At 44.9% G+C, this 24,540-nt stretch carries 25 protein-coding genes; 11 read left to right on the top strand and 14 right to left on the bottom strand.

What is annotated here, in order from left to right:
• The first annotated feature begins 44 nt into the window (after nucleotides 1-44).
• From CW740_RS01180 to CW740_RS01170, 3 genes are all read left to right on the top strand, one after another.
• A complete protein-coding gene (locus tag CW740_RS01180) occupies nucleotides 45-1,403 on the top strand; it encodes an HD-GYP domain-containing protein (RefSeq protein ID WP_106645840.1) in 1,359 nt (452 codons plus the stop codon).
• Nucleotides 1,404-1,576: 173 nt separating this feature from the next.
• Nucleotides 1,577-2,890, top strand: a complete 1,314-nt coding sequence (locus tag CW740_RS01175; RefSeq protein WP_106645839.1) for an HD-GYP domain-containing protein — start codon at nucleotides 1,577-1,579, stop codon at nucleotides 2,888-2,890.
• An 82-nt stretch (nucleotides 2,891-2,972) separates the two neighbouring features.
• Nucleotides 2,973-3,980 carry a YheT family hydrolase gene (locus tag CW740_RS01170; protein WP_106645838.1) on the top strand — a complete coding sequence of 336 codons (1,008 nt, stop codon included), beginning with the start codon at nucleotides 2,973-2,975 and terminating at the stop codon, nucleotides 3,978-3,980.
• Between the two features lie 62 nt (nucleotides 3,981-4,042).
• Here the strand turns inward: CW740_RS01170 and CW740_RS01165 are convergent, their stop codons facing one another.
• Nucleotides 4,043-4,882, bottom strand: coding sequence for a hypothetical protein (locus tag CW740_RS01165; protein ID WP_106645837.1), 840 nt, complete (start codon nucleotides 4,880-4,882; stop codon nucleotides 4,043-4,045).
• Between the two features lie 89 nt (nucleotides 4,883-4,971).
• On the opposite strand from CW740_RS01165, the gene CW740_RS01160 reads away from it, so the two are divergent.
• Nucleotides 4,972-5,628 (top strand): Fe2+-dependent dioxygenase, encoded by a 657-nt coding sequence (locus CW740_RS01160; protein ID WP_188459668.1) that lies wholly within the window; start codon nucleotides 4,972-4,974, stop codon nucleotides 5,626-5,628.
• 70 nt (nucleotides 5,629-5,698) lie between these two features.
• Here the strand turns inward: CW740_RS01160 and CW740_RS01155 are convergent, their stop codons facing one another.
• The 7 genes from CW740_RS01155 to CW740_RS01125 form a co-directional block, all read right to left on the bottom strand.
• On the bottom strand, nucleotides 5,699-6,571 hold the full coding sequence (locus CW740_RS01155) for a cytochrome c oxidase subunit 3 (protein WP_106645835.1): 873 nt from the start codon (nucleotides 6,569-6,571) through the stop codon (nucleotides 5,699-5,701).
• Between the two features lie 35 nt (nucleotides 6,572-6,606).
• Nucleotides 6,607-7,176 (bottom strand): cytochrome c oxidase assembly protein, encoded by a 570-nt coding sequence (locus tag CW740_RS01150; RefSeq protein WP_106645834.1) that lies wholly within the window; start codon nucleotides 7,174-7,176, stop codon nucleotides 6,607-6,609.
• A 27-nt stretch (nucleotides 7,177-7,203) separates the two neighbouring features.
• On the bottom strand, nucleotides 7,204-8,763 hold the full coding sequence (ctaD, locus tag CW740_RS01145; RefSeq protein ID WP_106645833.1) for a cytochrome c oxidase subunit I: 1,560 nt from the start codon (nucleotides 8,761-8,763) through the stop codon (nucleotides 7,204-7,206).
• Nucleotides 8,764-8,765: 2 nt separating this feature from the next.
• Nucleotides 8,766-9,935, bottom strand: coding sequence for a cytochrome c oxidase subunit II (coxB, locus tag CW740_RS01140; RefSeq protein WP_106645832.1), 1,170 nt, complete (start codon nucleotides 9,933-9,935; stop codon nucleotides 8,766-8,768).
• A gap of 185 nt (nucleotides 9,936-10,120) precedes the next feature.
• Nucleotides 10,121-10,870, bottom strand: coding sequence for a hypothetical protein (locus CW740_RS01135; protein WP_106645831.1), 750 nt, complete (start codon nucleotides 10,868-10,870; stop codon nucleotides 10,121-10,123).
• Nucleotides 10,867-11,490: an RNA polymerase sigma factor gene (locus CW740_RS01130; protein ID WP_227523875.1), complete on the bottom strand. Its 624-nt coding sequence runs from the start codon at nucleotides 11,488-11,490 to the stop codon at nucleotides 10,867-10,869. Before CW740_RS01130 ends, CW740_RS01135 begins: the two co-directional genes overlap by 4 nt.
• Before the next feature lie 93 nt (nucleotides 11,491-11,583).
• The gene (locus tag CW740_RS01125) at nucleotides 11,584-13,332 is read right to left on the bottom strand and encodes a vWA domain-containing protein (protein ID WP_106645829.1); all 1,749 of its coding nucleotides are present in this window, start codon (nucleotides 13,330-13,332) and stop codon (nucleotides 11,584-11,586) included.
• A gap of 146 nt (nucleotides 13,333-13,478) precedes the next feature.
• Between CW740_RS01125 and CW740_RS01120 the strand changes: the two genes are divergently transcribed.
• Nucleotides 13,479-13,928, top strand: coding sequence for a YiiD C-terminal domain-containing protein (locus CW740_RS01120; RefSeq protein ID WP_106645828.1), 450 nt, complete (start codon nucleotides 13,479-13,481; stop codon nucleotides 13,926-13,928).
• A gap of 126 nt (nucleotides 13,929-14,054) precedes the next feature.
• Nucleotides 14,055-15,434 (top strand): substrate-binding domain-containing protein, encoded by a 1,380-nt coding sequence (locus tag CW740_RS01115; RefSeq protein ID WP_106645827.1) that lies wholly within the window; start codon nucleotides 14,055-14,057, stop codon nucleotides 15,432-15,434.
• Here CW740_RS01115 and CW740_RS01110 read toward each other — a convergent pair whose 3' ends face one another.
• The 6 genes from CW740_RS01110 to CW740_RS01085 all read right to left on the bottom strand — a co-directional run bounded on the left by CW740_RS01110 (nucleotide 15,435) and on the right by CW740_RS01085 (nucleotide 20,858).
• Nucleotides 15,435-16,247, bottom strand: coding sequence for a hypothetical protein (locus CW740_RS01110; RefSeq protein ID WP_106645826.1), 813 nt, complete (start codon nucleotides 16,245-16,247; stop codon nucleotides 15,435-15,437).
• A 73-nt stretch (nucleotides 16,248-16,320) separates the two neighbouring features.
• On the bottom strand, nucleotides 16,321-16,953 hold the full coding sequence (gene can, locus CW740_RS01105) for a carbonate dehydratase (protein WP_106645825.1): 633 nt from the start codon (nucleotides 16,951-16,953) through the stop codon (nucleotides 16,321-16,323).
• Nucleotides 16,954-17,006: 53 nt separating this feature from the next.
• Nucleotides 17,007-17,768: a hypothetical protein gene (locus CW740_RS01100; protein WP_106645824.1), complete on the bottom strand. Its 762-nt coding sequence runs from the start codon at nucleotides 17,766-17,768 to the stop codon at nucleotides 17,007-17,009.
• A gap of 426 nt (nucleotides 17,769-18,194) precedes the next feature.
• Nucleotides 18,195-19,838 carry a chaperonin GroEL gene (gene groL / locus CW740_RS01095; RefSeq protein ID WP_106645823.1) on the bottom strand — a complete coding sequence of 548 codons (1,644 nt, stop codon included), beginning with the start codon at nucleotides 19,836-19,838 and terminating at the stop codon, nucleotides 18,195-18,197.
• 44 nt (nucleotides 19,839-19,882) lie between these two features.
• Nucleotides 19,883-20,173 (bottom strand): co-chaperone GroES, encoded by a 291-nt coding sequence (groES, locus tag CW740_RS01090; RefSeq protein WP_106645822.1) that lies wholly within the window; start codon nucleotides 20,171-20,173, stop codon nucleotides 19,883-19,885.
• Between the two features lie 160 nt (nucleotides 20,174-20,333).
• On the bottom strand, nucleotides 20,334-20,858 hold the full coding sequence (locus CW740_RS01085) for an FxsA family protein (protein ID WP_106645821.1): 525 nt from the start codon (nucleotides 20,856-20,858) through the stop codon (nucleotides 20,334-20,336).
• A 67-nt stretch (nucleotides 20,859-20,925) separates the two neighbouring features.
• Here CW740_RS01085 and cutA point away from each other — a divergent pair, with 67 nt between their 5' ends.
• The 5 genes from cutA (at nucleotide 20,926) to CW740_RS01060 (ending at nucleotide 24,530) form a co-directional block, all read left to right on the top strand.
• Nucleotides 20,926-21,279, top strand: a complete 354-nt coding sequence (gene cutA, locus CW740_RS01080; protein WP_106645820.1) for a divalent-cation tolerance protein CutA — start codon at nucleotides 20,926-20,928, stop codon at nucleotides 21,277-21,279.
• Nucleotides 21,280-21,504: 225 nt separating this feature from the next.
• Complete coding sequence (locus CW740_RS01075; protein WP_106645819.1) at nucleotides 21,505-22,041, top strand: TlpA disulfide reductase family protein; 537 nt, start codon at nucleotides 21,505-21,507, stop codon at nucleotides 22,039-22,041.
• On the top strand, nucleotides 22,038-22,262 hold the full coding sequence (locus CW740_RS01070) for a DUF4266 domain-containing protein (protein WP_106645818.1): 225 nt from the start codon (nucleotides 22,038-22,040) through the stop codon (nucleotides 22,260-22,262). The genes CW740_RS01075 and CW740_RS01070 overlap by 4 nt, the downstream gene beginning before the upstream one ends.
• Before the next feature lie 42 nt (nucleotides 22,263-22,304).
• A complete protein-coding gene (locus CW740_RS01065; RefSeq protein WP_106645817.1) occupies nucleotides 22,305-23,609 on the top strand; it encodes a DUF3570 domain-containing protein in 1,305 nt (434 codons plus the stop codon).
• Nucleotides 23,610-23,624: 15 nt separating this feature from the next.
• Nucleotides 23,625-24,530: an FAD:protein FMN transferase gene (locus CW740_RS01060; protein WP_106645816.1), complete on the top strand. Its 906-nt coding sequence runs from the start codon at nucleotides 23,625-23,627 to the stop codon at nucleotides 24,528-24,530.
• Nucleotides 24,531-24,540 lie beyond the last annotated feature (10 nt).

Here is a 24,540-nt window from a genome sequence, read left to right as displayed (position 1 = left end):
CCCTTATAACGGAATAGTATAAAAATTCGACACAAGGAGGTTGCATGAAATTCTTTGCTCGATTGACCCATTGGATGGGAAAAGACAAAAACAGCAAATTCAGCGATAGTCACACAGTTAAAGAATCGTCACATCCATCAGGCTATGTTCCTGGTGACTCTTTGCAAAAGCTGGAAAAAAAGAAACTTAAAGTTACCGATTTACAAATTGGTATGACCGTCGTCGAGCTGGATAGGCCTTGGACGGATATCCCCGTCGATTTTCAAGAGGTAACCATTCATACCCACAGAGACATAGCGCTGTTGCAACAATACTGTAACGAGGTCTATGTAGATTACATTTCCTACACCAGTGTCACCTCCGATAATCTGTTCCACAAAAAAACCAATAAATCGTCCACCCGCAAAGCTACGGATGCCGAGCAAACCAGCAGAGCATTACGAGCGGAGCTGCCTAAGGCCCAGAAGGCTTTTGACAGAAGCCTTAGTCACATCCATCAGGTGCTGGACGATGTTGCAAACTCTAGTAGCATTGATGTTCAGGCAGCTAGAGAAATCGTTGCTGACTGTGTCGATAGTATATTGCGCAACGATACCGCCATGTTCTGGCTGACCAAAATCAAAAATCAGGATGACTATACCGCAGAGCACTGTCTCAGGGTCGGAATCCTCGCGATAACCTTTGGCAAATACCTCCAACTCGACCGTGAGCAGCTAGAGTTACTAGGTTTGTGTGGTATGTTGCATGATGTCGGTAAAATGCAAATTCCCAGTGAGGTTCTTAATAAAACCACCCCTCTAACTCAGGACGAGTTCGATACCATTAAACAGCACACCAGGCTTGGTTATCAGTATCTGTCCTCTCATGGTGATATAGCTCCTGAAGTCCAACAGGTTGCACACAATCATCATGAACAAATTGATGGTAAAGGCTACCCACGCCAGATTTCAGACCAGGAACTTTCACTATTTGACCGAATCATTGCCATCGTTGACAGTTATGATGCCATGACCAGTGACCGCTGTTACCGTCTCGGCATGCCCGCATCACAAGCCGTTTCGATTCTCTACAATGAACAGCATCAACATTATGACAGTCAGCTGGTGCAGCTGTTTATTCAAATGGTCGGCATATATCCTGTAGGCAGTCTGGTTAAAATGAATAATGGTCAAATTGCTGTGGTTCTTTCGACCAATGAAGATCATAAACTTGAACCCGTTGTTGAGTTACTAACAGACCCTTACCGCAAGCTCATTCAGCCTGTGGCCGTTGATTTGTCCAAGCATGTGACTGACTCTTTCGGCAATTATTTAAGAATAAAACGATCGCTGGCGGATCATGAGGTTCACTTTGATCTAAAAGCCGTTTTGCTACGTTCAACCCCCTCCTTTCAGGTCGCCTGAATTACCTAAATCGGCTTGCTAGCGTTAAAGTTAGAACATAATCACAGGTAATCGCTGCCCAAATAGTTACCTGCCGCTCTTCTGCATACAAATTCGCTGTTTATTTATTACTCATTTTTGCTTGTCATTTCCTTGCTTTCAGTACTATTATGTGGGGATAGGGAGTAGAAAATATGAACATATTAGGGTTGTTCGGTAACAAGTCTTCTCGCTTAAAAAGAGAAGAAAATCAAAGGCCTACCTCGACAAAAAACAAGGTTGTTACTGAAAAAGTCATTGAAAAGCGCAAGATTCCTGCTTCTCGTCTTCGAGTGGGCATGACAGTAATTGAGCTTGATCGCCCCTGGACAGATGTTCCAGTCATGTTTCAGGAGCTCAAGATTTCATCGCAGAACGAAGTCAATCTACTGCAAAAATACTGCCAACATGTCTATATTGACGCAGAATCCTACCGCACTTATTACAAAACCATCGTAGATTTTGATAATCGCAAGGTTATCTATCCCAAGCTTGATTTGCGCCCCAATGAAGCCAGTCAGAATCTTCGTCAGGAGCTAAAAAAAGTTAAATCCACCTTTGACCGCTCCTATACCCATATTAACCAATTGATGCGCGATGTTCAGCGGGACAGTCAGATCGATATTGAAGCTTCCAAAGAACTTGTGTCACAAACCGTAGATAGTATTCTGCGCAATGAGACGGCAATGTTCTGGCTTTCAAAAATTAAGCATCAGGACGAATATACCTCAGAACACTGCGTTCGGGTCGGCATACTGGCCATTGCTTTTGGCAAGTATCTGCAGCTTCCTCGAGAGAGTCTAGAGGTTCTTGGTATGTGCGGCATGTTACATGATGTCGGCAAGATGAAAGTACCGCAAGAAATTCTAAACAAGCCTGCCTCATTAAGCCCTGAGGAATTTGATGAAGTTAAAAAGCATACTATCCTTGGTTATGACTTTCTAAAAAAACACGGCGGAATTGATGAGCAAATCTGTGCTGTTGCAATGAATCATCACGAACGCATGAACGGCGAAGGCTATCCTCACCATGCCGAATCTCAACGACTATCACTTTATGATCGCATTATTGCCATTGTCGATAGTTATGATGCCATGACCAGCGATCGCTGCTATCACAAAGGCATTCCTGCGAGTCAGGCGTTGTCTGTTTTATATAAAGAGCAAACCAACCACTATGATGCAGAGTTGGTGCAACAATTCATCCAAATGGTCGGTATTTACCCAGTTGGTAGTCTAGTTCAAATGAATAATGGTCAACTTGGAATTATTCTTTCAATTAACGAAGATCACAAACTTGAGCCAGTTGTAGAGTTGCTTACTGATACTCATGGAAACCGTATTCAGCCAGTGGCTACAGATTTATCACGTCACCCGGCTGATTCTGATGGCAATATTCTTCGTATTCAACGCTCATTATCTGACTCAGATGTCGATTTCTGTTACGAGTCGTATTTAAAAGCCATTTGATAGTTTATCCCTATGAGTGTGTCCATGACTTTTGTTCATTTTTTTCATATCCTAGCCGCTATCCTAACAACAACACACTGTCATGCAAGCAGAAGAATCTCACCAAAAGATTAACCCAAAAGACGTTGACTATACTGCCCCTAACTGGGCTCGTAATCAGCACATCCAATCACTTCTTGCTACTGTTAAACTCCGGCGCGGCTTCGTACAGCAACGAGCACAGGCGATGATAGAAGCCTCCAGGGAAGTCATCATAGAATGCGATGATGGCATTAAATTACAAAGCTTCTATGCTGAAGCAGCACAGGATGCCCCATTGGTTGTCTTGATTCATGGCTGGGAAGGCAGCCATCAGTCGTTATACCTTCTGTCCTGTGCCAATACTTTGTTTGAAAATGGTTATAATGTCATTCGACTCAACTTGCGCGATCACGGTGATAGCCATCACCTTAACCCGGAACTCTTTCACTCCAACCGACTTGATGAAGTTATCAGTGCAGTTAAGCAAATCCAGGAACGATTCCAACCAGTCAAGCTGTTTCTTGCCGGTTTTTCTCTAGGAGGTAATTTCGCATTGCGTGTTGCCAATAAATCTAAAGAACATGACATACGCCTGACCAAGACTGTTGCTGTATGCCCGGCGCTTGATCCAAAAGACATTCTCGAAAAACTTGAGAATGGCCTTTCTGTCTATATCAAATACTTTATGTACAAATGGAAACGCTCCTTACGAAAAAAGCAGGAACTTTTCCCACATCTGTATGATATTGAAGAATCACTGCAAACTGACTCAATGCGCAAGCTCACCGAAGAGTTGGTTAACTATTATGGTGATTACGACAGCATTAACTCCTATTTCGATGGGTATGACATTACAGGTAATTACCTGAAGGATTTAGATGTTGATACGACTATTTTGCTGGCAAAAGATGATCCGATAATTGATTATCGAGCCATTTATCAGTTACCAGATAAGAGTAATATCGAGTATTTCCTTTCTGATCATGGCGGTCATTGTGGTTTTATCAAAAACTACAAACTACACAGCTGGCTGGATGAATTTCTTCTTGAACAATTATCGGACTCTTAACGAAACTTTCAGCCCATATAGCAAAAAGCCGCTGAACTAGCGGCTTTTTCTTTGCTTATTTTTTAGTTATTCATGGCGGCCAATTCTATCCTGGCTGCTGCACCATATAAGTGACTGGCGTCCCCTTCAAGTTTTCCTTGCGGATCTACTGTTGGCCACAAGTCCCTTAGTTCCAGCAACCACTGTCTGGTGTTCTCAATGTCTTTTGCCGCTAGCTGCTGCTGTTCACTATTTATTGAGTCTAATCGCTCAATGGCAATTTCCGTGAAACCATAGGCATCCTGATATTCATGCACATTCACAACATCGCCGTTTTTTACCCCTATCGCATACTCGTCTGCGGCTGTTCTAACCATCAAACTGATACTGATTAACACATCACGTGCTGATTTTTCTTCAATGCGCTCGCTTTTTGCAATCTGATTTTGTAACGACTGATAGGCTTTCTTGACAGCTGCATCGCCCTTCTCGCCATTCACTGCGTCAGCAAGAACCTGTAACTCTTTGGCAAAGCCGTCTACTTGTCGAGCTTTAAACACCGGTTCCATGCCAGCATACAACTCATCTTCTGGATGTTTCATATGAGTCTTGGCCATATCAATATGCCCTTCCTGATATAACTTATAACCGACCCACAAATGGCCCCTTATTAAGCCAAGTTGTGCGAGATAGGCAGCATTATCCTTTGCTAAATCTATATTGGCACCACCTTCGCCACCTTCTCCTTCTCCGCCTTCACCTTCACCGCCCTCGCCAGCACTTAGCAAGGCAACGCTGCTGATTCCTGCGTTGAATTGTGCATTAACAGTAATGTCGCTTTTCGCTTCTACTTCTGTGGAGGCAACAGTTGTTGCCAATAAGGCTGAGCTAACACCTAGCCAGATTTTACGTTTCTCGTACATGGTTTTACCTTTGGAGTATCTTTTCTATCAAACTTTGCTTTATACTGGCTATCATTCCATAGATGCAATTGATTCTCAATAACATATTTATGATACTGCAACTTTCTCACTTTATTGAGCCAGCAACCCTGGATGTCCTTTGTGAAGATGTCTCCAAACTGGATTTTAACTCAGGTCAGCAAACAGCCGGACATGCTGTGCGTTCACTCAAAAATAATGAACAGATTATATTAGACAATGAAAAGCCTGCTGCTTTAGCCATGTTACTCAAGCAGCTACAACAAAATTCTTTGTTTCAAGCAGCCTGCTTACCTCGCCAGTTTGCCCGTGTCATGCTGAATCGTTATCAGGAAGGGATGCAATATGGCGATCATGTTGATGATGCCTTTATTGCCGGCGTTAGAACTGATGTTTCATTTACTTTATGCCTAACTTCCAAAGACAGCTATGAAGGGGGGGAGCTGGTGTTATGCGACTCTAGTGGCGAACGTTCATGGAAGCTCGATAAAGGTGAAGCTTTAGTCTATCCATCAACCTATCTGCATCGTGTTAATCCGGTGTCAGGTGGTACAAGAACTGCCATGGTCGGCTGGTTACAAAGCAAAGTCCGTCACCCACATCAGCGTGAAATATTGTTTGAGCTTAAACAATCTTCGACGCATGAATTTAATACTCAGGGTAAAAGCGAACAGTATGATCGCCTCAGCAAGTCTTACAGTAACCTGCTTCGCCAATGGGCGGATTAAGCTATAAGCTAATTATTACTTGCATAAAAAACCGCCAACTAAGGCGGTTTTTTCAAGGTCTGCTTATTGCTTACAGGATGTAAACAAAGATAAACAGGAATACCCAGACCACGTCAACAAAGTGCCAGTACCAGGCCCCTGCTTCATAAGCAAAGTGATCTTGTGGGGTAAAGTGGCCTTTCGCACAACGAATGGTCAGGATAATCAAGAAGATTGTACCTACCGTTACGTGCAAGCCGTGGAAACCGGTCAACATAAAGAAGGTTGAACCATAAATGCCACTACCTAGCGTTAAGCCCATTTCGGTGTATGCATGGATGTACTCCCAAATTTGAAGACCCATGAAGATAACACCTAAAGCTGCCGTTATTGCCGTGAACTGAATTAATGTTGCACGATTCTTTTCAATCAATGCGTGGTGAGCAATGGTCAATGTAAATGACGAGAACAATAGAATCGCCGTATTGATTGCTGGCAAGCCCCAAGCACCCATTCCAGTAGTCGTTTCGCCACCAGGAGTTTTTTCCATTGGCCAGTTAGGAATAAACTCAGGCCACAAGAACTCGTGAGTTGCTGCGTTGTTGCTTGAACCACCCAACCATTCCATAACCAGTACACGAACGTAGAATAATGCGCCAAAGAAGGCAGCAAAGAACATCACTTCTGAAGTAATGAACCACATCATACCTTGACGGAACGAACGGCTCATTTGTGCGCTGTATAATCCATTCATAGACTCACGGATAGTGGCAGCCCACCAGGTTGATAGCATATAAACGAGTACTGCTAAGCCGATCCATAATACCCAAGATAACGAGCCACCTTGAACCATGTGGCCTGCACCAAAAGCAGTTAAAAACAAGCCAACAGAACCGATAAACGGCAGCTTGCTCTGCTCTGGTACATAATACTTTTCGTATTCTGTATTTGTTTGTTCACTCATCGTATGTCTCCGTTAAAGACCGTAGCGCTGACGTCTTAGTCAGCAGCCTGTGTTTGTTGTTCGGCAGGTGTCACATTGTGTAGTGTGTAAGCCAAAGTAATGGTGTCATACTTTTCCGGTAAGTCTTTGTCCACAAAGAAACGCATTGGCATTTCTTCGGTCGCTCCAGCGGCCAGTGTTTGCTGATTAAAACAGAAGCACTCTGTTTTATTGAAATACTGACTGACAAGGTTGGGCGAAAAACTCGGAATTGCCTGACCTACAATGGCTTTACCCGCACGATTTTTAACTCTGAAAGCAACTTCATATTCCTTGCCAGGATAGACCTTGATCTGTGTTTGCACCGGTTCAAAATCCCAAGGCATGTCGTTCTTGGTAATTGTCATGAACTGGACTGTGATTTCACGGCTGGTATCCGGCTCTTGCTGTTCGTAAACAGCAAGACCGTTTGATTTACCATTTAAACCAGTGATCTCACAGAACACATCATATAAAGGAATCATGGCAAAACCAAAAGCCAACATAATCAAGGTAACCATGACCAGTTTTCTGGTCATGACCTTGTTTTTATCTTGTTGCTCTGACTGTTGGTTACTATTACTCATAATCAGTTACTTTATCAGTTGAATTGATTAGTCCACTTTTGGTGGTGTATCAAACGAGTGATACGGCGCTGGTGAAGGTAAGTGAGTAAACTCAAGACCTTCTGCACCTTCCCAAACCTGATCAGTGGCTTTTTCACCTTTCTTCAACATGCAGGTTTTAATCAGGATCCACAAGAATAGGAACTGAGTCAAACCTAGGCCGAATGCACCAATACTTGACCACATATTGAAGTCAGAGAACATGATGTTGTAGTCAGGAACACGACGCTGCATACCCGCCAAACCTGAGAAGTGCATTGGGAAGAAGGTTAAGTTAACAAACACGATTGATAACCAGAAGTGGATTTTCGCCAACTTCTCGTCATACATACGGCCTGTCCATTTTGGCATCCAGTAATAAACTGCAGCCATGGTACCGAAAATCGCACCAGGGAATAGTACATAGTGGAAGTGCGCTACCACGAAGTAAGTATCATGATACTGCCAGTCAACTGGAGTAAGCGCTAGCATCACACCAGAGAAACCACCGATTGTGAACAGGATTACGAAAGCAATCGCGTACAACATAGGAGTTTCATAGGTGATGGAACCTTGCCACATAGTAGCGATCCAGTTAAATACCTTCACACCTGTTGGAACCGCAATCAACATGGTTGCAACCATGAAGAACAATTCACCTTTAACCGGCATACCCACGGTAAACATGTGGTGCGCCCATACGATGAACGAAAGGAATGCAATCGATGCAGTTGCATAAACCATTGAAGAATAACCGAACAACTTCTTGCGTGAGAATGTTGGGATAATCGCAGAAGCGATACCAAACGCAGGAAGAATCATGATGTAAACTTCAGGGTGACCGAAGAACCAGAAAATGTGCTGGAACATTACTGGGTCACCACCACCGGCAGCATCAAAGAACGAAGTACCGAAGTGACGGTCAGTCAACATCATAGTTACCGCACCTGCAAGTACTGGCATTACCATCACTAGCAAGAATGCTGTAATCAACCATGTCCATACGAACAATGGCATTTTCATCAATGTCATGCCAGGAGCACGCATGTTGAATACAGTAACGATAACGTTGATAGCACCCATGATGGAAGAGATACCCATCAAGTGAACACCAAAGATAAAGAAGTCAGTCGATGGAGGACCATAAGTGGTCGACAATGGTGCATAGAAAGTCCAACCGAAGTTAGGCGCACCACCTTCCATGAACAATGATGATAACAACAGGATGAATGCTGCTGGAAGAATCCAGAAGCTCCAGTTGTTCATACGTGGTAGTGCCATATCAGGCGCACCAATCATCATAGGAATCAACCAGTTAGCAAGACCTACCGTTGCTGGCATCACGGCACCGAATACCATGATCAAGCCGTGCAGGGTTGTCATCTGATTGAAGAAGTTAGGTTCAACAAACTGTAGACCTGGTTGGAAAAGCTCGGCACGGATAACCATAGCCATAGCACCACCAATCAGGAACATGATGAACGAGAACACCAGGTACATAGTACCGATGTCTTTGTGGTTGGTCGTAAACAACCAGCGAGAAATACCTTTTGGTTTATGGTCAGCCATGATTACTCCCCTCCACCATTTTTAATATCGTAAATGTCTTGAGGCTGAACTTTATCGCCAGTGTCATTACCCCAAGCGTTACGCTCATAAGTAATAATCGCTGCAATTTCAGCTTCCGTTAACTGAGCACCAAACGCCTGCATTGCAGTACCTGGTACACCGTTCAATACGATATCAATGTGTTTACCAACGCTGCCTTCGCCAGTCACGACTTCTGTTCCAATCAATGATGGGAATGGACCGTTACCTTGACCATTTGGCATATGACACGCTGCGCAATACTTGTTATAGGCTGCTTCACCTTCAGTCATTAACTGAGCCATGGTGCGCTCATTCAAGTCAGGACCAGATTTAGCGGCTTCAACCTGCTCTGCCAACCAGGCATCATATTCTGCCTGCTCAAGCACTTTAACCACGATAGGCATAAAGCCGTGGTCTTTACCACAAAGCTCAGCACATACGCCACGGTAAATGCCTGGCTCGTCAACTTTGGTCCAAACTTCATTAATGAAGCCAGGAATCGCATCTTTCTTCACAGAGAAATCAGGTACCCAGAAAGAGTGGATAACGTCTTCAGCAGTAACCAGGAAACGAACTTTCTGGCCAGCTGGAATGACTAGAGGGTTATCAACTTCAAGAAGGTAGTTTTCGTCTTCGATCTTAGTGCCAGAGAAATATTTACCTGCATTTTGAGCTTGCTGACGCGAAGCATCGTCAAGGTTTGAGAAGAAGCTAACATCGTTACTTGGGTCGTTATCACCATCGATGTATTTATATTCCCATTTCCACTGCCAGCCTTTTACCATAACGGTCATGTCTGGATTGCTGGAGTCTTCCATTTTAATCAACAACTTAACAGCAGGAACTGCTAATGCGATTAGAATGATGAAAGGAATGACGGTCCAAATGATCTCAACGGTGGTGCTGTGAGAAAACTTGGCTGGGTTTGGGTTTTTGCTCTTACGATGCGCAAACATCGAGTAAAACATTGCGCCAAAGGTTAAGACTCCGATCACTACACAGACCCAAATTACGATCATGTGCAGGCTGTAAACTTCTTTACTGATCTCAGTCACACCTTCACGCATGTTATACGCTTGATCACTACAACCGGTTAGCACTAAAACACCTAACGCGGCTACAGCGAGAGCGACTTTGCGGAACAATGACATGCTCTTCTCTCCACTAACGTTAACCCGCAATATGCGGAAATTGTTATAAATTAGATTAAGAATTCCTGTCTGCCCTAGCAGGAATTTGGCCAATCAACCTTGATCCGAATCAAGATTTAAGGGCGGCCATTTTATCTGAGAAGATAGGGAAAAACTAGACAGATCTGTAATAAAACCTGACTAAGCTAGGGGTTTTCTTGCAGTTTTTGCAGTGTTTTTATGCGGTTAAGCAGCTTTTCATCCACTTCAAACTCTGGATAGGTGCGTTTAAACTGGTTCCATTGGTCCAAGGCGGTTATCTCATCGCCTTCGTCCAGCGCCTGTTCGATTTCTTCGACCCACACTTCAGGCAATGGGTAACCCAACACCGCCTCATCGAGCACTCCATGCTCCTCAAAGCCTGCTGTTTCTTGCTGATCAGACTCAGAATTTTGTGCTACCAGTTCAGCAGATTCTAAGTCTACTGCATGAATTCTAGAACCAGTGACAACAATACTCTCTTCCTGATCACGACTCGCCACAGATAACTTTGGCTCCTCTGGCGCGGCAGGTGGCGCCAGCATTTTCTGTTCGGCCAGTCTGGCTCGGTCCGCCATTTCCTTCTTCTCAGCCAGTTCCTGTCTTGCTGAGTCCGCGGCCATTTCAATAGCATAACGCTCTTCCATCTGCTCCGAGCTAGCTATCTGCGCCATACTGTTCATATCTTCGCCAGTTAAATTTACCATCAGACGGGCAATACCTAGAGTCACAACCAGACCAGCAGCAACCGAAACAGGCACACGCAAACGATGCCACCAGCTACCGCCACCGGCCTTGCGTTCTTTTTGCTTCAAATGCTGTTCAGCCATGGCAAGGATATTCTGATCGAGTTCCGGACTGGTTTCCTCCTCACCCTGCCATTGATTCAATTGCTCTAACTCTTTGTCTTTACTCATAATTCCACCTCAAGCTTTGCTTCACTGATCAATTGCTTGAGTTTCTGTACCGCATAACGGAGGCGGCTTTTCACCGCCTCGGCATTATCCTGTATGGTTTCTGCAATTTCCTGCACCGTCATGGCGCTTTCTATTTTCAATACCAGCACTTCGCGCTGCGCTGGTGGTAGCTGGCCTAATGCCCACAAATACTGCTGTTTCGATTGAGCATCATTCAGCTGTTGCTCGGGTTCATCCACGGAATGAGCGGCTGGCTGTATTTCAACCTGCTCATCAAGCGACAACTCTTCCCCTCTGCCCTGCTTGCGATAATGGTCAATAAGTTTGTTGCGGGCCATGTGGTATAACCAGGTAGTAAACTTGGCGCTGGCCTGATAGTTATCACTAGACTTTATGACGCTCTGCCAAGTTTCCTGAAACAACTCTTCAGCTGTAGCGCGACTATCCACCTGACGCAAAAAATAGCGCAGCAATGGATTCTTATGCCGCTGATAGAGCTGTTCAAAAGCACGCATATTACCTTTGGCATAACCAAGCATTAAAGCCTCATCACTCAGTTGATCCGAGTGAGAGGCCTGGCGCTGTTGGTTACTATCTAAGGTTTCGTTACTTCTGGACACACCCGTTCTCTTTTGAAACACATCCCCAGCGCCATAATGGCTTGTTAGCTTCAGGCTTTCAAGCATATTGTTATCTCAACCAGGCGGTTGCCACTACTCGCCATCAGCCCGAGCTTGCGAGCCTGCGTTCTGCTCATCCAGCAGCTTGGCCATCTTCATCAGTTGAATCATTTCACCACGATAGCCATCCTTGTCTGCACCTTTACTGTTTTGCGCCAGCTCAATGGCCTGTTGCCAGTCCCAGCCGTTAAGATAACGTCCACCACGTAGCAACTGAGCAAAACCTGCAACACTGGCCGCGAACTGGCTATCGCCTGCAACGGTTTTTACTGCATCGAATTGCTGGCGCTCAATCACATGGCTAATGAGTTTACTGTTATCTTCATCCGGCATCTTGTATCGCAATTTGACCAACGCAGCCTCATCGGCCAGCTTTTGCTTGTCTGATTGCTTCTCGGCATAGCGGAGTTCATCCACCCGACGACCTTCGGATCCCACCAGCACCACTTCATATAGCGCAGTCACAGTATGTCCTGCACCGATTTCACCGGCATCTACTTTGTCATTATTGAAGTCTTCGCGATTCAAAGCGCGGTTTTCATAACCCAGCAAACGATATTCAGCGACCACCTGCGGATTAAATTCCACCTGAATTTTGACGTCCTTGGCAATGGTCATCAGGGTTCCCGCGCGCTGCTCAACCAGCAGTTTGCGAGCCTCCTGTAGACTATCGATATACCCATAGTTACCGTTCCCTTTGTCAGCCAGCTGCTCCATCAGATGCTCATTGTAGTTGCCACTACCAAAGCCCAGCGTAGTAAATGAGATGCCGCTTTCGCGCTTCCTCTCGACCAAATCAATCAGCTGTTCGCGGTTTACGGTACCCACATTAAAATCACCATCGGTCGCCAGAATCACTCGATTGATGCCATCCTTGATATAAGCCTGTTCAGCCAATTTATAAGCCAGCTCAATGCCTGCACCGCCATTGGTTGAGCCGCCAGCGCTTAAGCGATCCAGCGCCTGCTCAATGGCCATCCGGTCATTGCCTTTGGTTGGCTCCAGCACTACACCACTGGCACCGGCATAAACGACAATTGATATTCTGTCCTGATCGCTACTTTCCTGCGCCAGCAGTTTCAACGATTTCTTGACCAGACCAAGCTTATCCTCGCTATTCATCGAGCCTGAAACATCGATTAGATAGACCAAGTTTGAAGGTGGCAATTCCTCCTGCTCTGGCTCAAAACCTTTGATGCCAATCTGCATCAGGTAAGCATTAGAATTCCAGGGCGCAGAAAATACCTCGGTATTGACCGCAAATGGCTGATTGCTGGTTTCGGGTCCTTGATAATCGTAATTAAAGTAATTCACAAACTCCTCTAAACGCACTGCATCGTGTGGCGGCAAGTAGCCGTCATTCAGCATGCGACGAACATTGGAGTAGGAACCGGTATCTACATCAATACTGAAAGTTGAAACCGGCTGTTCCTTGGCCAGAAAAATACCCGACTCATCAAAGTGCTGGTACTGTTCGCGATTGACTTCCAGTTGTTGCCACTTTGCAGGTGACTGCGGCGCAGGCATCGCTGCGTCGTATAAACTTACACTTCTTTCTTTGGCTTCGGCACTGATACGCGATCCAGTCACCACAATCATTTCCTGTTCCTGCCTGGCCCGTTTTAGCTCTTCAGCTTTAACCGCTGCAACCTGCTTATCGCGTTCAGCCTGTTTGTTAGAAGTGTCAGTGTTCTGACAGCCGGCTATTGCCATAGCAACCATTGTCGCCAATAGGCTGACTTTTAACCCGGACCTTGTGCTATTCATTGTTTTTGAGTTCATGGCTCTACTCCCTATATCTTGATAAACGTCTTATTCAATAATGTGTTAATTTCATTGCTATAAACGCTGACCAGTTGGAAAAGGGTTAACTTTTTTAAAAAAATTGTTAGAGTAGGTTCTTATTGCTTGTCACTTACTGTGTATTCATGAATCCCGCTGAACTTCAACAACTGCTGTATAAAGAAATTCCAATCACCAAGGCCCTGCAGGTTCAGGTCGATAACCTGACCAGTAACAGTATTCAGTTGTCTGCTCCATTTGAGGCCAATAAGAATATTCATAACACAGCGTTTGCTGGCAGCATCTACACCACCGCAACTCTTGCGGGCTGGTCATTGGTTACCCATCTCGTTCAACAACATCAGCGCCAAGGCTCGGTGGTATTGGCCAGTGCAACTATTCGCTATAGCAAACCGATCGAGGGCGACATTGTGGCCAGTTGTCAGGTATCCGATCCTGATACCATCGAACGCTTTCTTAAACGTTTTGATTCACGAGGTCGTGGCAGACTATCGCTGGAAATTGATGTGATTGAGGCAGGTGAAAGCAAAGCCACCATGCAGGCAGACTTTGCTGTCATTAAAAAAGAGTCGTAACTTTTGTCATAAAGACTCCGTTCGTCATATTACAATGTCATAAAACTGTCATTTTGAACTCCTAGTAACATCTTATAATCCTGCGAACTTGTTTCTAACGCATGATTAACACGACCAGGAGTGATCATGACATCACTTGCGCGCACATTTATTTTCCCCTTGTTGCTCGGCAGTCTATTCTTGCTGCCTGTTTCTGCCATGGCTGAAGAAAGCAGCACTAAGACTTTTTCAGCTGACGACATCAATAGAGCTACTATTCTGTTTGAAATGAAAGGCTCTAACACTATTGGTGAATCATTGGCCCCGGGACTGGCTGAAGAATTCTTGAAAGCTGAGGGCGCCATCCGTACAGGTGTTGTGGAAACTCATTCGGTTGAGAAAACAGTGCTTGGCCAATTTCCTGATGGAACTTTGAAGGCTGTTGATATTAAAGCTCACGGTTCCAGTACTGGCTTTAAGGCACTTGCAGCAGAAGATACTGATATCGCCATGTCTTCGCGACGTATCAAGGAAAAAGAGCGTGAGCAAATGCGTGGACTCTACGGTGATCTGAAATCTGTGGATAGTGAATTAACGATTGCAGTTGATGGTCTGGCAGTGATTGTCCACCCACAGCTTGCAGTTAACACCCTGGACACGGAAACACTGGCTCGCATTTTCGCAGGAGAGATTCGCAACTGGCAGGAAATTGGTGGCCCGGATCAGAAAATCAGTCTGTTCGCCCGTGATGATAATTCGGGGACTTTTGATACCTTCAAATCACTTGTGCTATCACGTCACAATGTAAAACTTTCAGAGTACGCCAAGCGCTATGAGTCATCCGGTGAATTATCAGACATGGTGTTTAATACTCCAGGTGCAATTGGTTTTATAGGTCTTTCCTATGTCAATCAAACAAAACCACTGGCTTTGTCAGAGTCTGGCGTAGCGCTATCCTTTAAGCCAAATTTATTTACCGTCAGTACTGAGGATTATGTGCTGAGTCGTCGCCTCTATATGTACTACCCAGCAAATAATCAGAATCCTCACGCGCATCGTTTTATGCAGTTTGTGCAACAGGATCAGGCGCAAACCGTGGTTGAAGAAACAGGGTTGATATCGTTGAAAGTTAATGATGCGACTATTCGTTTCAATCGCAATTATCCACCGCGCTATCTCAACATGATCACTGACTCAAAACGCCTCTCAATCACTTTCCATTTTGATGAAGGAACTGATCAGCTCGATAACAAGGCCAAGCTGGATATCCAGCGTCTTGTGAACTATGTAAATCAGCATCAGCTGGAAGATTTGTTCCTGTTTGGCTTTAGTTACGAATCAGGCAATGAAGACGATGACAAGGATGACTCAAAACGATTGGCAAGAATCATTGCCAATGAATTGGAGAAAGCAGGCGTTAAACCCTTCTATGTTCAGGGCTATGGAAGCAAAGGAGCTATAGCTTCTAACGGCACAGAAAATGGCCGTAATAAAAATCGTCGTGTAGAAGTCTGGGTGGGTCGCTAATTAACCTGCAGATTTGAGTAAGTACCTGGTTAACACATGGCAGAGTGCATCAAAAGCTTTGTGATAATCCAGTGGCGTCATTGACTCCGCCAGTTGGTACTTAGCAATTAAAGCATCGCTTTTATTATCACCCAGCTGTGCGAGCAGAGTTTGTAGCCTGGAGCTGTCAATTTTGGCACTGCCCATAAAATCTTCGAGCAGTATCAAGGCATCCAGCAAAAAAAGAACTGCCTGTTGGCTAAATTGAAAATGACAGCTGTTCTGATTGCTCATCAACATGCTTTTGCATAATAGATTGAAGTGACCATCTTTCTTCTGATACAGAATATCGGACAGAAGATTAAACTGATACGTATCAATCAGCCCCTCGAAAGTGCTGTAAAGAGTACCTCCCAGAATGATTGGCAATGAAGCACCCTTGGCATTCTGATAAAGATCAAATTCAGGAATTGTTTCGCCACTTTGACGGTACTGGTCTGACAGTTTTTGCTTGATATCCTGGTGCAGTTTCTGTGCTGAAATCTGATAACTGGCTGAATCATAGAAGTGTTTATAGGGGAAAGGATACAGCTTTAGAAAGCCCTTATCATCATTAACCGACAAAAGCATTGCCAGCATGAATTTCAGATCATATGCCTGCCGATTATCTTTAAAAGCCAGGGCTATAAAATTTTTCTCGACAATCAGCTGGCCCAGAGGAGAACTTAAGCTTTGAGCTGGATATGCTCCCAGAGGTGAAAAAATCCTATAGGTATAATGTTGCACATTCGATTGCGAAATTTCGGCAACCTTTTGCTCCTCATCACTGCGCATGTCCCCTCCTTTTTGTAAGCTTTCTTCTAATTACCATGCTTCCCCAAAAGCACAGTTAACAACAGCTTACCGTTTATTCATGATAATTGAAAATTTCAGGTACCTGTTTTTTACTGCTGACCGAGACTTTCAAATCTTTTAATAATCCATTATTTAAACTGTAACACCAGCCATGCACACTCAAAGCCTGATCGCGTGACCAAGCATCCTGAACCACAGTAGTTCTGCAAACGTTACCAACCTGTTCTATAACATTAAGTTCACATAGTAGATTTGAACATTCTTCTTCACTCTTAATCAGCTTAAATTCTGGCTCATGCTTTAGATAAATTTCCTTGATATTGCTTAGCCAATTGTCAATTAGCCCATGCTTTTTATGGGACAACGCAACATTAACCCCGCCACAACCATAATGCCCGCACACCACGATATGTCTGACTTTAAGTACCTCAACTGCGTACTGAATAACGGATAAACAGTTCAAATCACTGTTAGAAACAATATTGGCAACGTTACGATGAACAAAGACTTCCCCGGGCATCAAACCCGTAATTTGATTCGCTGGAACCCTGCTATCAGAACAACCGATCCATAAATACCTCGGAGACTGCTGCTCCGATAACGTCTTAAAATAGCCAGGAGAATTACGCTCAGCCTGCTCTGCCCACGCCTTATTATTCTTGAATAATTTTTTTATGCCTTCCATTATTTTGTTCTCGTCTTTGCTAAAGTGTTTCCGGTAACAAATCGTCCGGTTATTTATATTGTCCCAGTTTTATTCCGTCGTAATAGGGTTACGAATATGTGATTTCCCACATCATCGATTGAGCTAGAGGTATGTGTGCCAGTGAATTCCCACCAGGCCTGGTTTCGCATCTGACCAGAAACTTCTGCCCAAATATCCTCTTCAGAGGGATACTTTGTACCTATTATTTCACACAAGGTACTTCTGCATACTACACGATGAACTACATACTTAGAGCTGTCTTTATGAGTATTCAAGTAATGGTTTATCTGTTGTTCCTTCATGGTAGCCCAACTCACATCCTCCTCTTCCCCCACTAGTTCATCGTGAAGTTCATAGGTACTCTTCGGCATACTTGCTGGGCGACTTAACAATGAATGATGCGACGCTGGAACGCCTTCTAGTCTATCAGGACTTTGCTTCGATTTTGTTTGTGCTGGTTCTGAACCGTTGTTAATTGGTTTTGTACTTTGATTATTCAGCACTTGCTTTAGTCGTTGATTTTCTACTGAGACGGCCGTCAGCTCTTGTTCCTTTAACTCTATCTCTTGTCTTAACGACTCAACTTCACTCTCTAACTCAGTTCGGCTACCTTTCTCTGTTCTACTTGAGTTAGTAAGATCATCGGCATTTATTACTTCTACCTGCTTTTCAACTTTCTTCTCAACCACTAACGGCTTCTCAGCATCATGGCCAGAAGAGCTATAATTATTCACTAGCCAATACCCTACCACCCCAATGGCTACACCAATTATGACCTTAATCAATGAATTCATATGTTTTCTCTAAGAATAAGCTAATCTGGAATAATACCCTGAAAATATTTGCACTGCTAACCACTTTATTGACCACAAAAAAAAAGACCCCGCTTTCGCGAGGCCTTTAAAGTATCAGTAATTTTGATTTGCACGGATTAAACGCAGATGTTTTGCTTAGTAACGCGGCGCAGGTCGTAATGAGAAGCCCTGTTTTTACAAGAGCTAGGCTATAGGCCAATAGAGCATCGTAACTTTAACTCTAACAAAAAGCCCCGCATTCGCGAGGCCTTTAAAGTATCAGTAGTTTTGATTAGCACTGATTTAACGCAGATGTTTTGCTTTGTAACGAGGCGCAGGTCGTAATGAGAAGCCGAGTTGGCATATTGCCAATGAGCATCGCAATTAGACCTGCAACAAAGTTACAAATCAAAACAGCAAGTTAAATTACATCATGCCAGGCATACCGCCCATACCACCCATACCACCCATATCAGGTGCACCACCTTCTTCCTTCGGTAGCTCAGTTACCATTGCTTCTGTGGTAATCATTAGAGCTGCGATTGAAGCGGCGTTTTGTAGGGCGCTACGTGTTACTTTAGCAGGGTCTAGGATACCCATTTCTACGACGTCACCGAATTCGCCAGTTGCTGCGTTGTAACCGAAGTTACCTTCGCCAGCTTTAACTTTATCGACGATCACTGCTGGCTCTGCACCGGCATTCGATACGATTTGACGTAGTGGTGATTCCATGGCGCGAAGTGCAATTTTGATACCCACGTTTTGCTCTTCGTTGTCACCACGTAGGTCTGCCAATTTAGACAGTACGCGTACCAATGCTGTACCACCACCTGCTACTACGCCTTCTTCTACTGCGGCGCGAGTTGCGTGTAGTGCATCGTCGACACGGTCTTTCTTTTCTTTCATTTCAACTTCTGTTGCTGCGCCAACTTTGATTACTGCAACACCGCCTGCCAATTTAGCAACGCGCTCCTGTAGTTTCTCACGGTCGTAGTCAGAAGAAGTTTCTTCGATTTGCGCACGAATTTGTTTAACGCGGCCTTCGATTTGCGCTTTGTCACCGGCACCATCAATGATGGTTGTGTTTTCTTTTGTGATTTGAACGCTTTTCGCTGTACCTAATTGCTCAAGCGTTGTGTTCTCAAGACTCATGCCGATATCTTCAGAGATCACTGTTGCACCAGTTAGGATTGCGATGTCTTCAAGCATGGCTTTACGACGGTCACCGAAACCTGGAGCTTTTACAGCAGCAACTTTCACGATACCACGCATGGTGTTCACTACTAGAGTGGCTAGCGCTTCGCCTTCAACATCTTCAGCGATGATCAATAATGGACGGCTGGCTTTAGCAACACCTTCCAATACAGGCAATAATTCGCGGATATTTGAGATTTTCTTGTCAACCAACAGGATGTATGGGTTTTCAAGTTCAGCCTGCATGCTTTCTGCGTTAGTCACGAAGTAAGGAGACAGGTAACCACGGTCAAACTGCATACCTTCAACAACGTCTAGTTCGTTGTGTAAACCTGAACCTTCTTCAACGGTGATAACGCCTTCTTTACCCACTTTAGCCATGGCTTCAGCAATGATTTTACCGACGCTTTCGTCAGAGTTTGCTGAGATAGTACCTACCTGAGCGATAGCTTTTTGGTCTTCGCATGGAACAGAGATGTTTTTCAACTCTTCTACTGCAGCAGTAACCGCTTTTTCGATACCGCGCTTCAGATCCATTGGGTTCATGCCAGCGGCTACGGCTTTCAGGCCTTCAGTAACGATTGACTGAGCCAATACGGTTGCAGTTGTAGTTCCGTCACCAGCGATGTCGTTAGTTTGTGATGCTACTTCTTTAAGCATCTGTGCGCCCATGTTTTCGAACTTATCTTCAAGTTCGATTTCTTTAGCTACAGAAACACCATCTTTAGTGATGGTTGGGGCACCGAATGATTTGTCTAGAACAACATTACGGCCTTTAGGACCTAGTGTTACTCGTACTGCGTTAGCTAGAGTATTAACGCCTTTTAGCATGCGTTTGCGGGCGTCATCTCCAAAACGTACGTCTTTTGCCATGATTATTTTCCTCTAAAATTAGTTGAATTTCGGTTAATTTCTATTAATTAGCCTTCAATTACGGCCATGATGTCGTCTTCACGCAAAACTAGAAGCTCTTCGCCGTCAGCTTTAACTTCAGTACCGGCATATTTTCCGAATAACACTTTATCGCCAACTTTAACGTCGACAGCGCGAACTTCGCCAGAATCCAGTGGCTTACCGTTACCAACGGCAAGAACTTCACCACGGCTTGGCTTTTCTTTAGCGTTATCAGGAATCACGATACCGCCAGCTGAGGTTGTTTCTTCTTCTAAACGGCGCACGATGACGCGATCATGTAATGGACGTAAGTTCATGTTTTTCTCCTGGTATAGAAAGTAGTTAACTCACTATAGAAAGTTTGTTTTTAAGAAATAACCTAATAAAAATTAGTTGCGGCTTTATATGGGGGCTTTTTGCTAGCACTCAAGGGGGCTGAGTGCTAATTTTTTTAATTTTTTACATCTTTTTAGTAACTTATTGTTTTTCATCATCTTTTCTTTCGTATTCACCTTCAATAGTTCGACTTCCGCTGACTCTGGTTTGTTCTTTATAACGCTCTTCGTGTTCTGTATTGGAGCGAGTCTCGCTCTGCTGGTGATATTCGTAGTAAAAATTACCCTGTCCGTTCATTTTCTGGAACTTGAACCAACCGGCTTTAACCATGCCTTTGGCGAAGGCGCTGCGAGTTGCAGGTATCAACCACAGAAAGCCAATAGTATCGGTTACGAAGCCTGGTGTTATCAGAAATGCACCAGCAATGATCAGTAAGACACCCTCAATAATTTCCTGCGCTGGAGCCTGTCCCTGTTGCATCTTGCCTTTAAAGCGTTCGAAAACTGATAGCCCCTGATGCTTTAACAATCCGACACCGATGATACCGGTTAACAGAATCAGACCAATGGTCGCAGGCGCGCCTAACCAGTTGCCAACTTCAATCAGCACGTAGATTTCAAGAGCGGCCAGAACAATGAACAGTAGAAAAAATGATCGAAAAAACATAAGTGTGTCTTTAATAAAGGTTAGCTTTATAATGGGGACACTCGAGTAAATCACAAGTTCTACGGATATGACACGACTTTCTGAACAGGACGATTTTCAAGTAGCCCTATGCACAGCTCCGGATCAGGAAACGGCAGAACGACTGGCCGAACTGATGGTCAGCGATCAGCTGGCGGCCTGTGTCAACATAGTGCCAAACATCACCAGTGTTTATCGCTGGCATGATGCTTCTGGTCGCTCTGCTGTCGAAAAGGACGCGGAAGTACTGATGATCATCAAGACCCATGCCGAGCTGATGGCTGAACTGGGTGAGCTGTTGGAAAAAGAGCATCCCTACGATGTTTTTGAGCTAATCAGCTGTAACATCGAGCAGGCGTCATCAGCCTATCTTGAGTGGCTTGAAAACAGTCTTCGCTTTTAATCCAACACAAGCACTCTATCATTAAGTGCGGTTTTGAGAGCTATGCCTCATTGATTATAAGCTATTGATTTTATAGCCACTGCTGAGTCTGTAACTACCAATTATAGACATATGTCCCCTGCCTATTTTGTTGTATTGCGCATCAAACGCGCATTTGTTCGTTGCCCCAGATCAAGCCTGAGCTCATATTAGCCAACATTAATATGACATATTTAGGCTTGTATCATGCGAACACCTTTAAAACAGCTCTTGTCGAGCCTGCTTCTGCTGGCTGTCAGTTCCCTGGGTTCATCTATCGCTACAGCAGGTGATTCCGAACACAACAATCTGTTGGATCAACTTAATCTTGAGCAATATCACGGCAAAGTAGTGTATGTCGATTTCTGGGCTTCCTGGTGTGGCCCATGCCGCCAATCATTTCCGGTAATGAATGAATTACAGGAAGCCTATGGCGAGGATAATTTTGTCATCATTGCCATCAACGAAGATTCCGAGCCTGGCGCTGCGGCACAATTCTTACAGCAGTATCCCGCCAATTTCACAATCTTTTATGACCAAAATGGCGAGTTAGCCAAATACTTTAAGGTTGATGCTATGCCAACCAGCTACCTGCTGGATCAGACTGGCGCAGCCAAATACCGTCATCGTGGCTTTCGTCAAAAAGATGTAGCCAAACTCGAACAACAGATCGAATCTTTACTTTCCGACCACTCACAAAATGCTGGGACCTCCAGTACCAGCAATTCAGGAGATACAGAATGAAGAAACAATCGCTACTGTTACTGGCCACTCTCGGTTTTAGTCTACTGAGTGGCTGCTCCACCATGGGCGTCAATGCATGGGAAAAAGACCTGCTAGCTAAGCAAGAAATGGCGCTTGATGAACAACCGTTAACTGATGCTCTTGATGATCACATTTACTTCAGTAAAGAAGCTTCCAGCGGTGGTCGAGCCTATGCTGGTGGTGGTTGTGGCTGTAACTAGAGACTAATACCGGCAACTGATAACAATAGTGAGTACTCACCTATGAAAAAGAATTTACTACTCAAATCTGCACTGGCGACTGCTACCTTGACCCTTATAACGGGCACTGCGCAGGCTGACGAGGGTCAGGAGCAAGCGGCACCAGCAAGTAAAGAGCAGGCGATCGGTGACTGGAAATTTGATGCAGCGTTTTTGTTTTACTCGGAAAGCGATAGTCGCGTGTCTGCCATTGAGCCAGTCTTCAATGCCAACAAGCGTCTTGATGAAGAAGAGTATCTGAACCTCAAACTGACGGTTGACTCTTTAACCGGCGCTTCTCCCAGCGGTGCAGTAGCCAGCAACCAACCTCTAACATTTACCCGTCCTTCAGGTAATGCGAGTTATACGGTTAGTGCCAATCAATACCCCTTGGATGATACCTTCAAGGACACCCGCGTTGCTTTGGCTACAAACTGGACTTTTCCGGTTTCAGATATGACCAAGGCGGGACTTGGAGCCAATATTTCTAAAGAATACGATTATTTGTCAGCCTCAATTAATGGCAACATCAGTTACGACTTTAACAATCGTAACAGCACCCTGTTCGCTGGCCTGTCTTATGCGTTCGACTCAATTGATCCGGTTGGCGGTGCGCCAATTGCTTTTGGTCGCATGCAGCCGGTTGGCGATCCGCAGAACAAACTTAGCGGTAGTCAGGATAAGGACACGCTCGATCTGTTAGTCGGCATTACCCAGGTCATTGATCGTGAAAGCCTGTTCCAGATTAACTACTCCTATAGCATGTCAGATGGTTATCACAATGATCCTTACAAAGTGCTGAGCGTGCTCGATGATCAGGGCAACTACTTTGATGATGGTATCCCAGTTGCCAATGTGCTTTTTGAAAGTCGTCCTGACGAACGTACCAAGCATGGTCTGTTCGGTCGCTACAAACGCTATATTGATGGCGATATCCTCGACGTTTCCTATCGTTACATGACGGATGACTGGGAAATCGATTCACATACCGTCGATCTGAAGTATCGCTTTGCTTTCGATAATGGCGACTACCTACAGCCTCATGTTCGTTATTACACCCAGACTCAGGCCGATTTTTACCAGCCCTATTTGCGTCAAGATCAGCCTTTGCCACAATTCGCGTCATCTGATTACCGACTGGCAGAATATGATGCAGTAACGCTTGGTTTAGAATATGGCTGGATGTCATCCGGTGGCAACCAATGGCGGATGGCTCTGGAGCTGTATAACCAGACTCCTACCGAACCAGAAAAATACGGTGTGCTGCAGCAGCAAACCTTGTTACCGGACTGGAATGCCGTTATGTTAAGGGTCAATTATTCCTTTTAAACTAGCGTCCTGCTCATGAATGAGGCGTTACACTCGATTGTCTATAAAAACTCGCAGGGCTTTGTCACTGGCCATTTTACGGCCATGGCAGGCTCCTGTGAGGTCATTATCGAAACATCGGATCAGGAACTGGCCGAAAAAGTTACTTATGCCGTTGCCAGCGAAGCCTGGCGCATAGAAAGCACCTTCAGTCGTTATCGCAGTGACAATATTATTTACCGCATCAACAACGCGGACGGAGCGCCCATTGAGGTCGATTCTGAAACGTCGCGCCTTCTGGATTTTGCCGATCTATGTTTTGAGGTCAGTGATGGCATGTTTGATATCACCTCCGGAGTACTCGGTAAGATCTGGAAGTTCGACGGCAGTTCTAACGTCCCTGATCAGAGGGATATTGATAGGCTGTTACCCAAAATTGGTTGGGATAAGGTGACATGGTCCAAACCAACTTTACAGATGCCCGCGGGCATGGCTCTCGATTTTGGTGGAATTGGCAAAGAATATGCAGTTGACTCGGCGGCACAGCTAGCACGTCAGATTACAGAGCTGCCAATATTGATCAATTTTGGCGGTGACATAGTGGCTACTGCACCGCCGATTAGCCGAGAACATTGGCTGATTGGCATTGAGCCTTTAGCATTAGGGCAAAACACCGTACCTCCGCAAGTCGCCTTGAAGCATGGCGGAGTGGCTACCAGTGGCGACAGTAAGCGCTATCTGGTGCATAAAGGCAAAGTGCTAAGCCATGTGCTTAATCCTAAAACAGGCTGGCCAGTTGCCAATGCTCCCGCCTCGGTTACGGTGCTTTCCAGCAACTGTACACAGGCTGGTATGCTGTCGACGCTGGCCATGTTGCAGGGCGCTGACGCGGAAGATTTTCTTCGGTCACATGAGGTGGAGCACTGGATTCAGCGAAGATAACGACAAAATA

Source organism: Kangiella profundi (assembly GCF_002838765.1).
GTDB lineage: Bacteria > Pseudomonadota > Gammaproteobacteria > Enterobacterales > Kangiellaceae > Kangiella > Kangiella profundi.
Note: the sequence above shows the minus strand (reverse complement) of the source record. Positions and strands in the feature narration are given on the sequence as shown.

Excerpts from the sequence above, each read along its gene's own strand:
- CW740_RS01085 (WP_106645821.1), bottom strand. The coding sequence starts at position 20,858 with ATGTTTTTTCGATCATTTTTTCTACTGTTCATTGTTCTGGCCGCTCTT.
- CW740_RS01155 (WP_106645835.1), bottom strand. The coding sequence starts at position 6,571 with ATGAGTGAACAAACAAATACAGAATACGAAAAGTATTATGTACCAGAG.
- CW740_RS01070 (WP_106645818.1), top strand. The coding sequence starts at position 22,038 with ATGAAGAAACAATCGCTACTGTTACTGGCCACTCTCGGTTTTAGTCTA.
- CW740_RS01060 (WP_106645816.1), top strand. The coding sequence starts at position 23,625 with ATGAATGAGGCGTTACACTCGATTGTCTATAAAAACTCGCAGGGCTTT.
- CW740_RS01110 (WP_106645826.1), bottom strand. The coding sequence starts at position 16,247 with ATGCGCAGTGATGAGGAGCAAAAGGTTGCCGAAATTTCGCAATCGAAT.
- CW740_RS01135 (WP_106645831.1), bottom strand. The coding sequence starts at position 10,870 with ATGAGTAAAGACAAAGAGTTAGAGCAATTGAATCAATGGCAGGGTGAG.
- cutA (WP_106645820.1), top strand. The coding sequence starts at position 20,926 with ATGACACGACTTTCTGAACAGGACGATTTTCAAGTAGCCCTATGCACA.
- groES (WP_106645822.1), bottom strand. The coding sequence starts at position 20,173 with ATGAACTTACGTCCATTACATGATCGCGTCATCGTGCGCCGTTTAGAA.
- CW740_RS01065 (WP_106645817.1), top strand. The coding sequence starts at position 22,305 with ATGAAAAAGAATTTACTACTCAAATCTGCACTGGCGACTGCTACCTTG.
- CW740_RS01165 (WP_106645837.1), bottom strand. The coding sequence starts at position 4,882 with ATGTACGAGAAACGTAAAATCTGGCTAGGTGTTAGCTCAGCCTTATTG.
- CW740_RS01170 (WP_106645838.1), top strand. The coding sequence starts at position 2,973 with ATGCAAGCAGAAGAATCTCACCAAAAGATTAACCCAAAAGACGTTGAC.
- coxB (WP_106645832.1), bottom strand. The coding sequence starts at position 9,935 with ATGTCATTGTTCCGCAAAGTCGCTCTCGCTGTAGCCGCGTTAGGTGTT.
- CW740_RS01115 (WP_106645827.1), top strand. The coding sequence starts at position 14,055 with ATGACATCACTTGCGCGCACATTTATTTTCCCCTTGTTGCTCGGCAGT.
- CW740_RS01100 (WP_106645824.1), bottom strand. The coding sequence starts at position 17,768 with ATGAATTCATTGATTAAGGTCATAATTGGTGTAGCCATTGGGGTGGTA.
- CW740_RS01120 (WP_106645828.1), top strand. The coding sequence starts at position 13,479 with ATGAATCCCGCTGAACTTCAACAACTGCTGTATAAAGAAATTCCAATC.
- CW740_RS01075 (WP_106645819.1), top strand. The coding sequence starts at position 21,505 with ATGCGAACACCTTTAAAACAGCTCTTGTCGAGCCTGCTTCTGCTGGCT.
- CW740_RS01160 (WP_188459668.1), top strand. The coding sequence starts at position 4,972 with ATGATACTGCAACTTTCTCACTTTATTGAGCCAGCAACCCTGGATGTC.
- CW740_RS01150 (WP_106645834.1), bottom strand. The coding sequence starts at position 7,176 with ATGAGTAATAGTAACCAACAGTCAGAGCAACAAGATAAAAACAAGGTC.
- CW740_RS01125 (WP_106645829.1), bottom strand. The coding sequence starts at position 13,332 with ATGAACTCAAAAACAATGAATAGCACAAGGTCCGGGTTAAAAGTCAGC.
- can (WP_106645825.1), bottom strand. The coding sequence starts at position 16,953 with ATGGAAGGCATAAAAAAATTATTCAAGAATAATAAGGCGTGGGCAGAG.
- CW740_RS01180 (WP_106645840.1), top strand. The coding sequence starts at position 45 with ATGAAATTCTTTGCTCGATTGACCCATTGGATGGGAAAAGACAAAAAC.
- ctaD (WP_106645833.1), bottom strand. The coding sequence starts at position 8,763 with ATGGCTGACCATAAACCAAAAGGTATTTCTCGCTGGTTGTTTACGACC.
- CW740_RS01175 (WP_106645839.1), top strand. The coding sequence starts at position 1,577 with ATGAACATATTAGGGTTGTTCGGTAACAAGTCTTCTCGCTTAAAAAGA.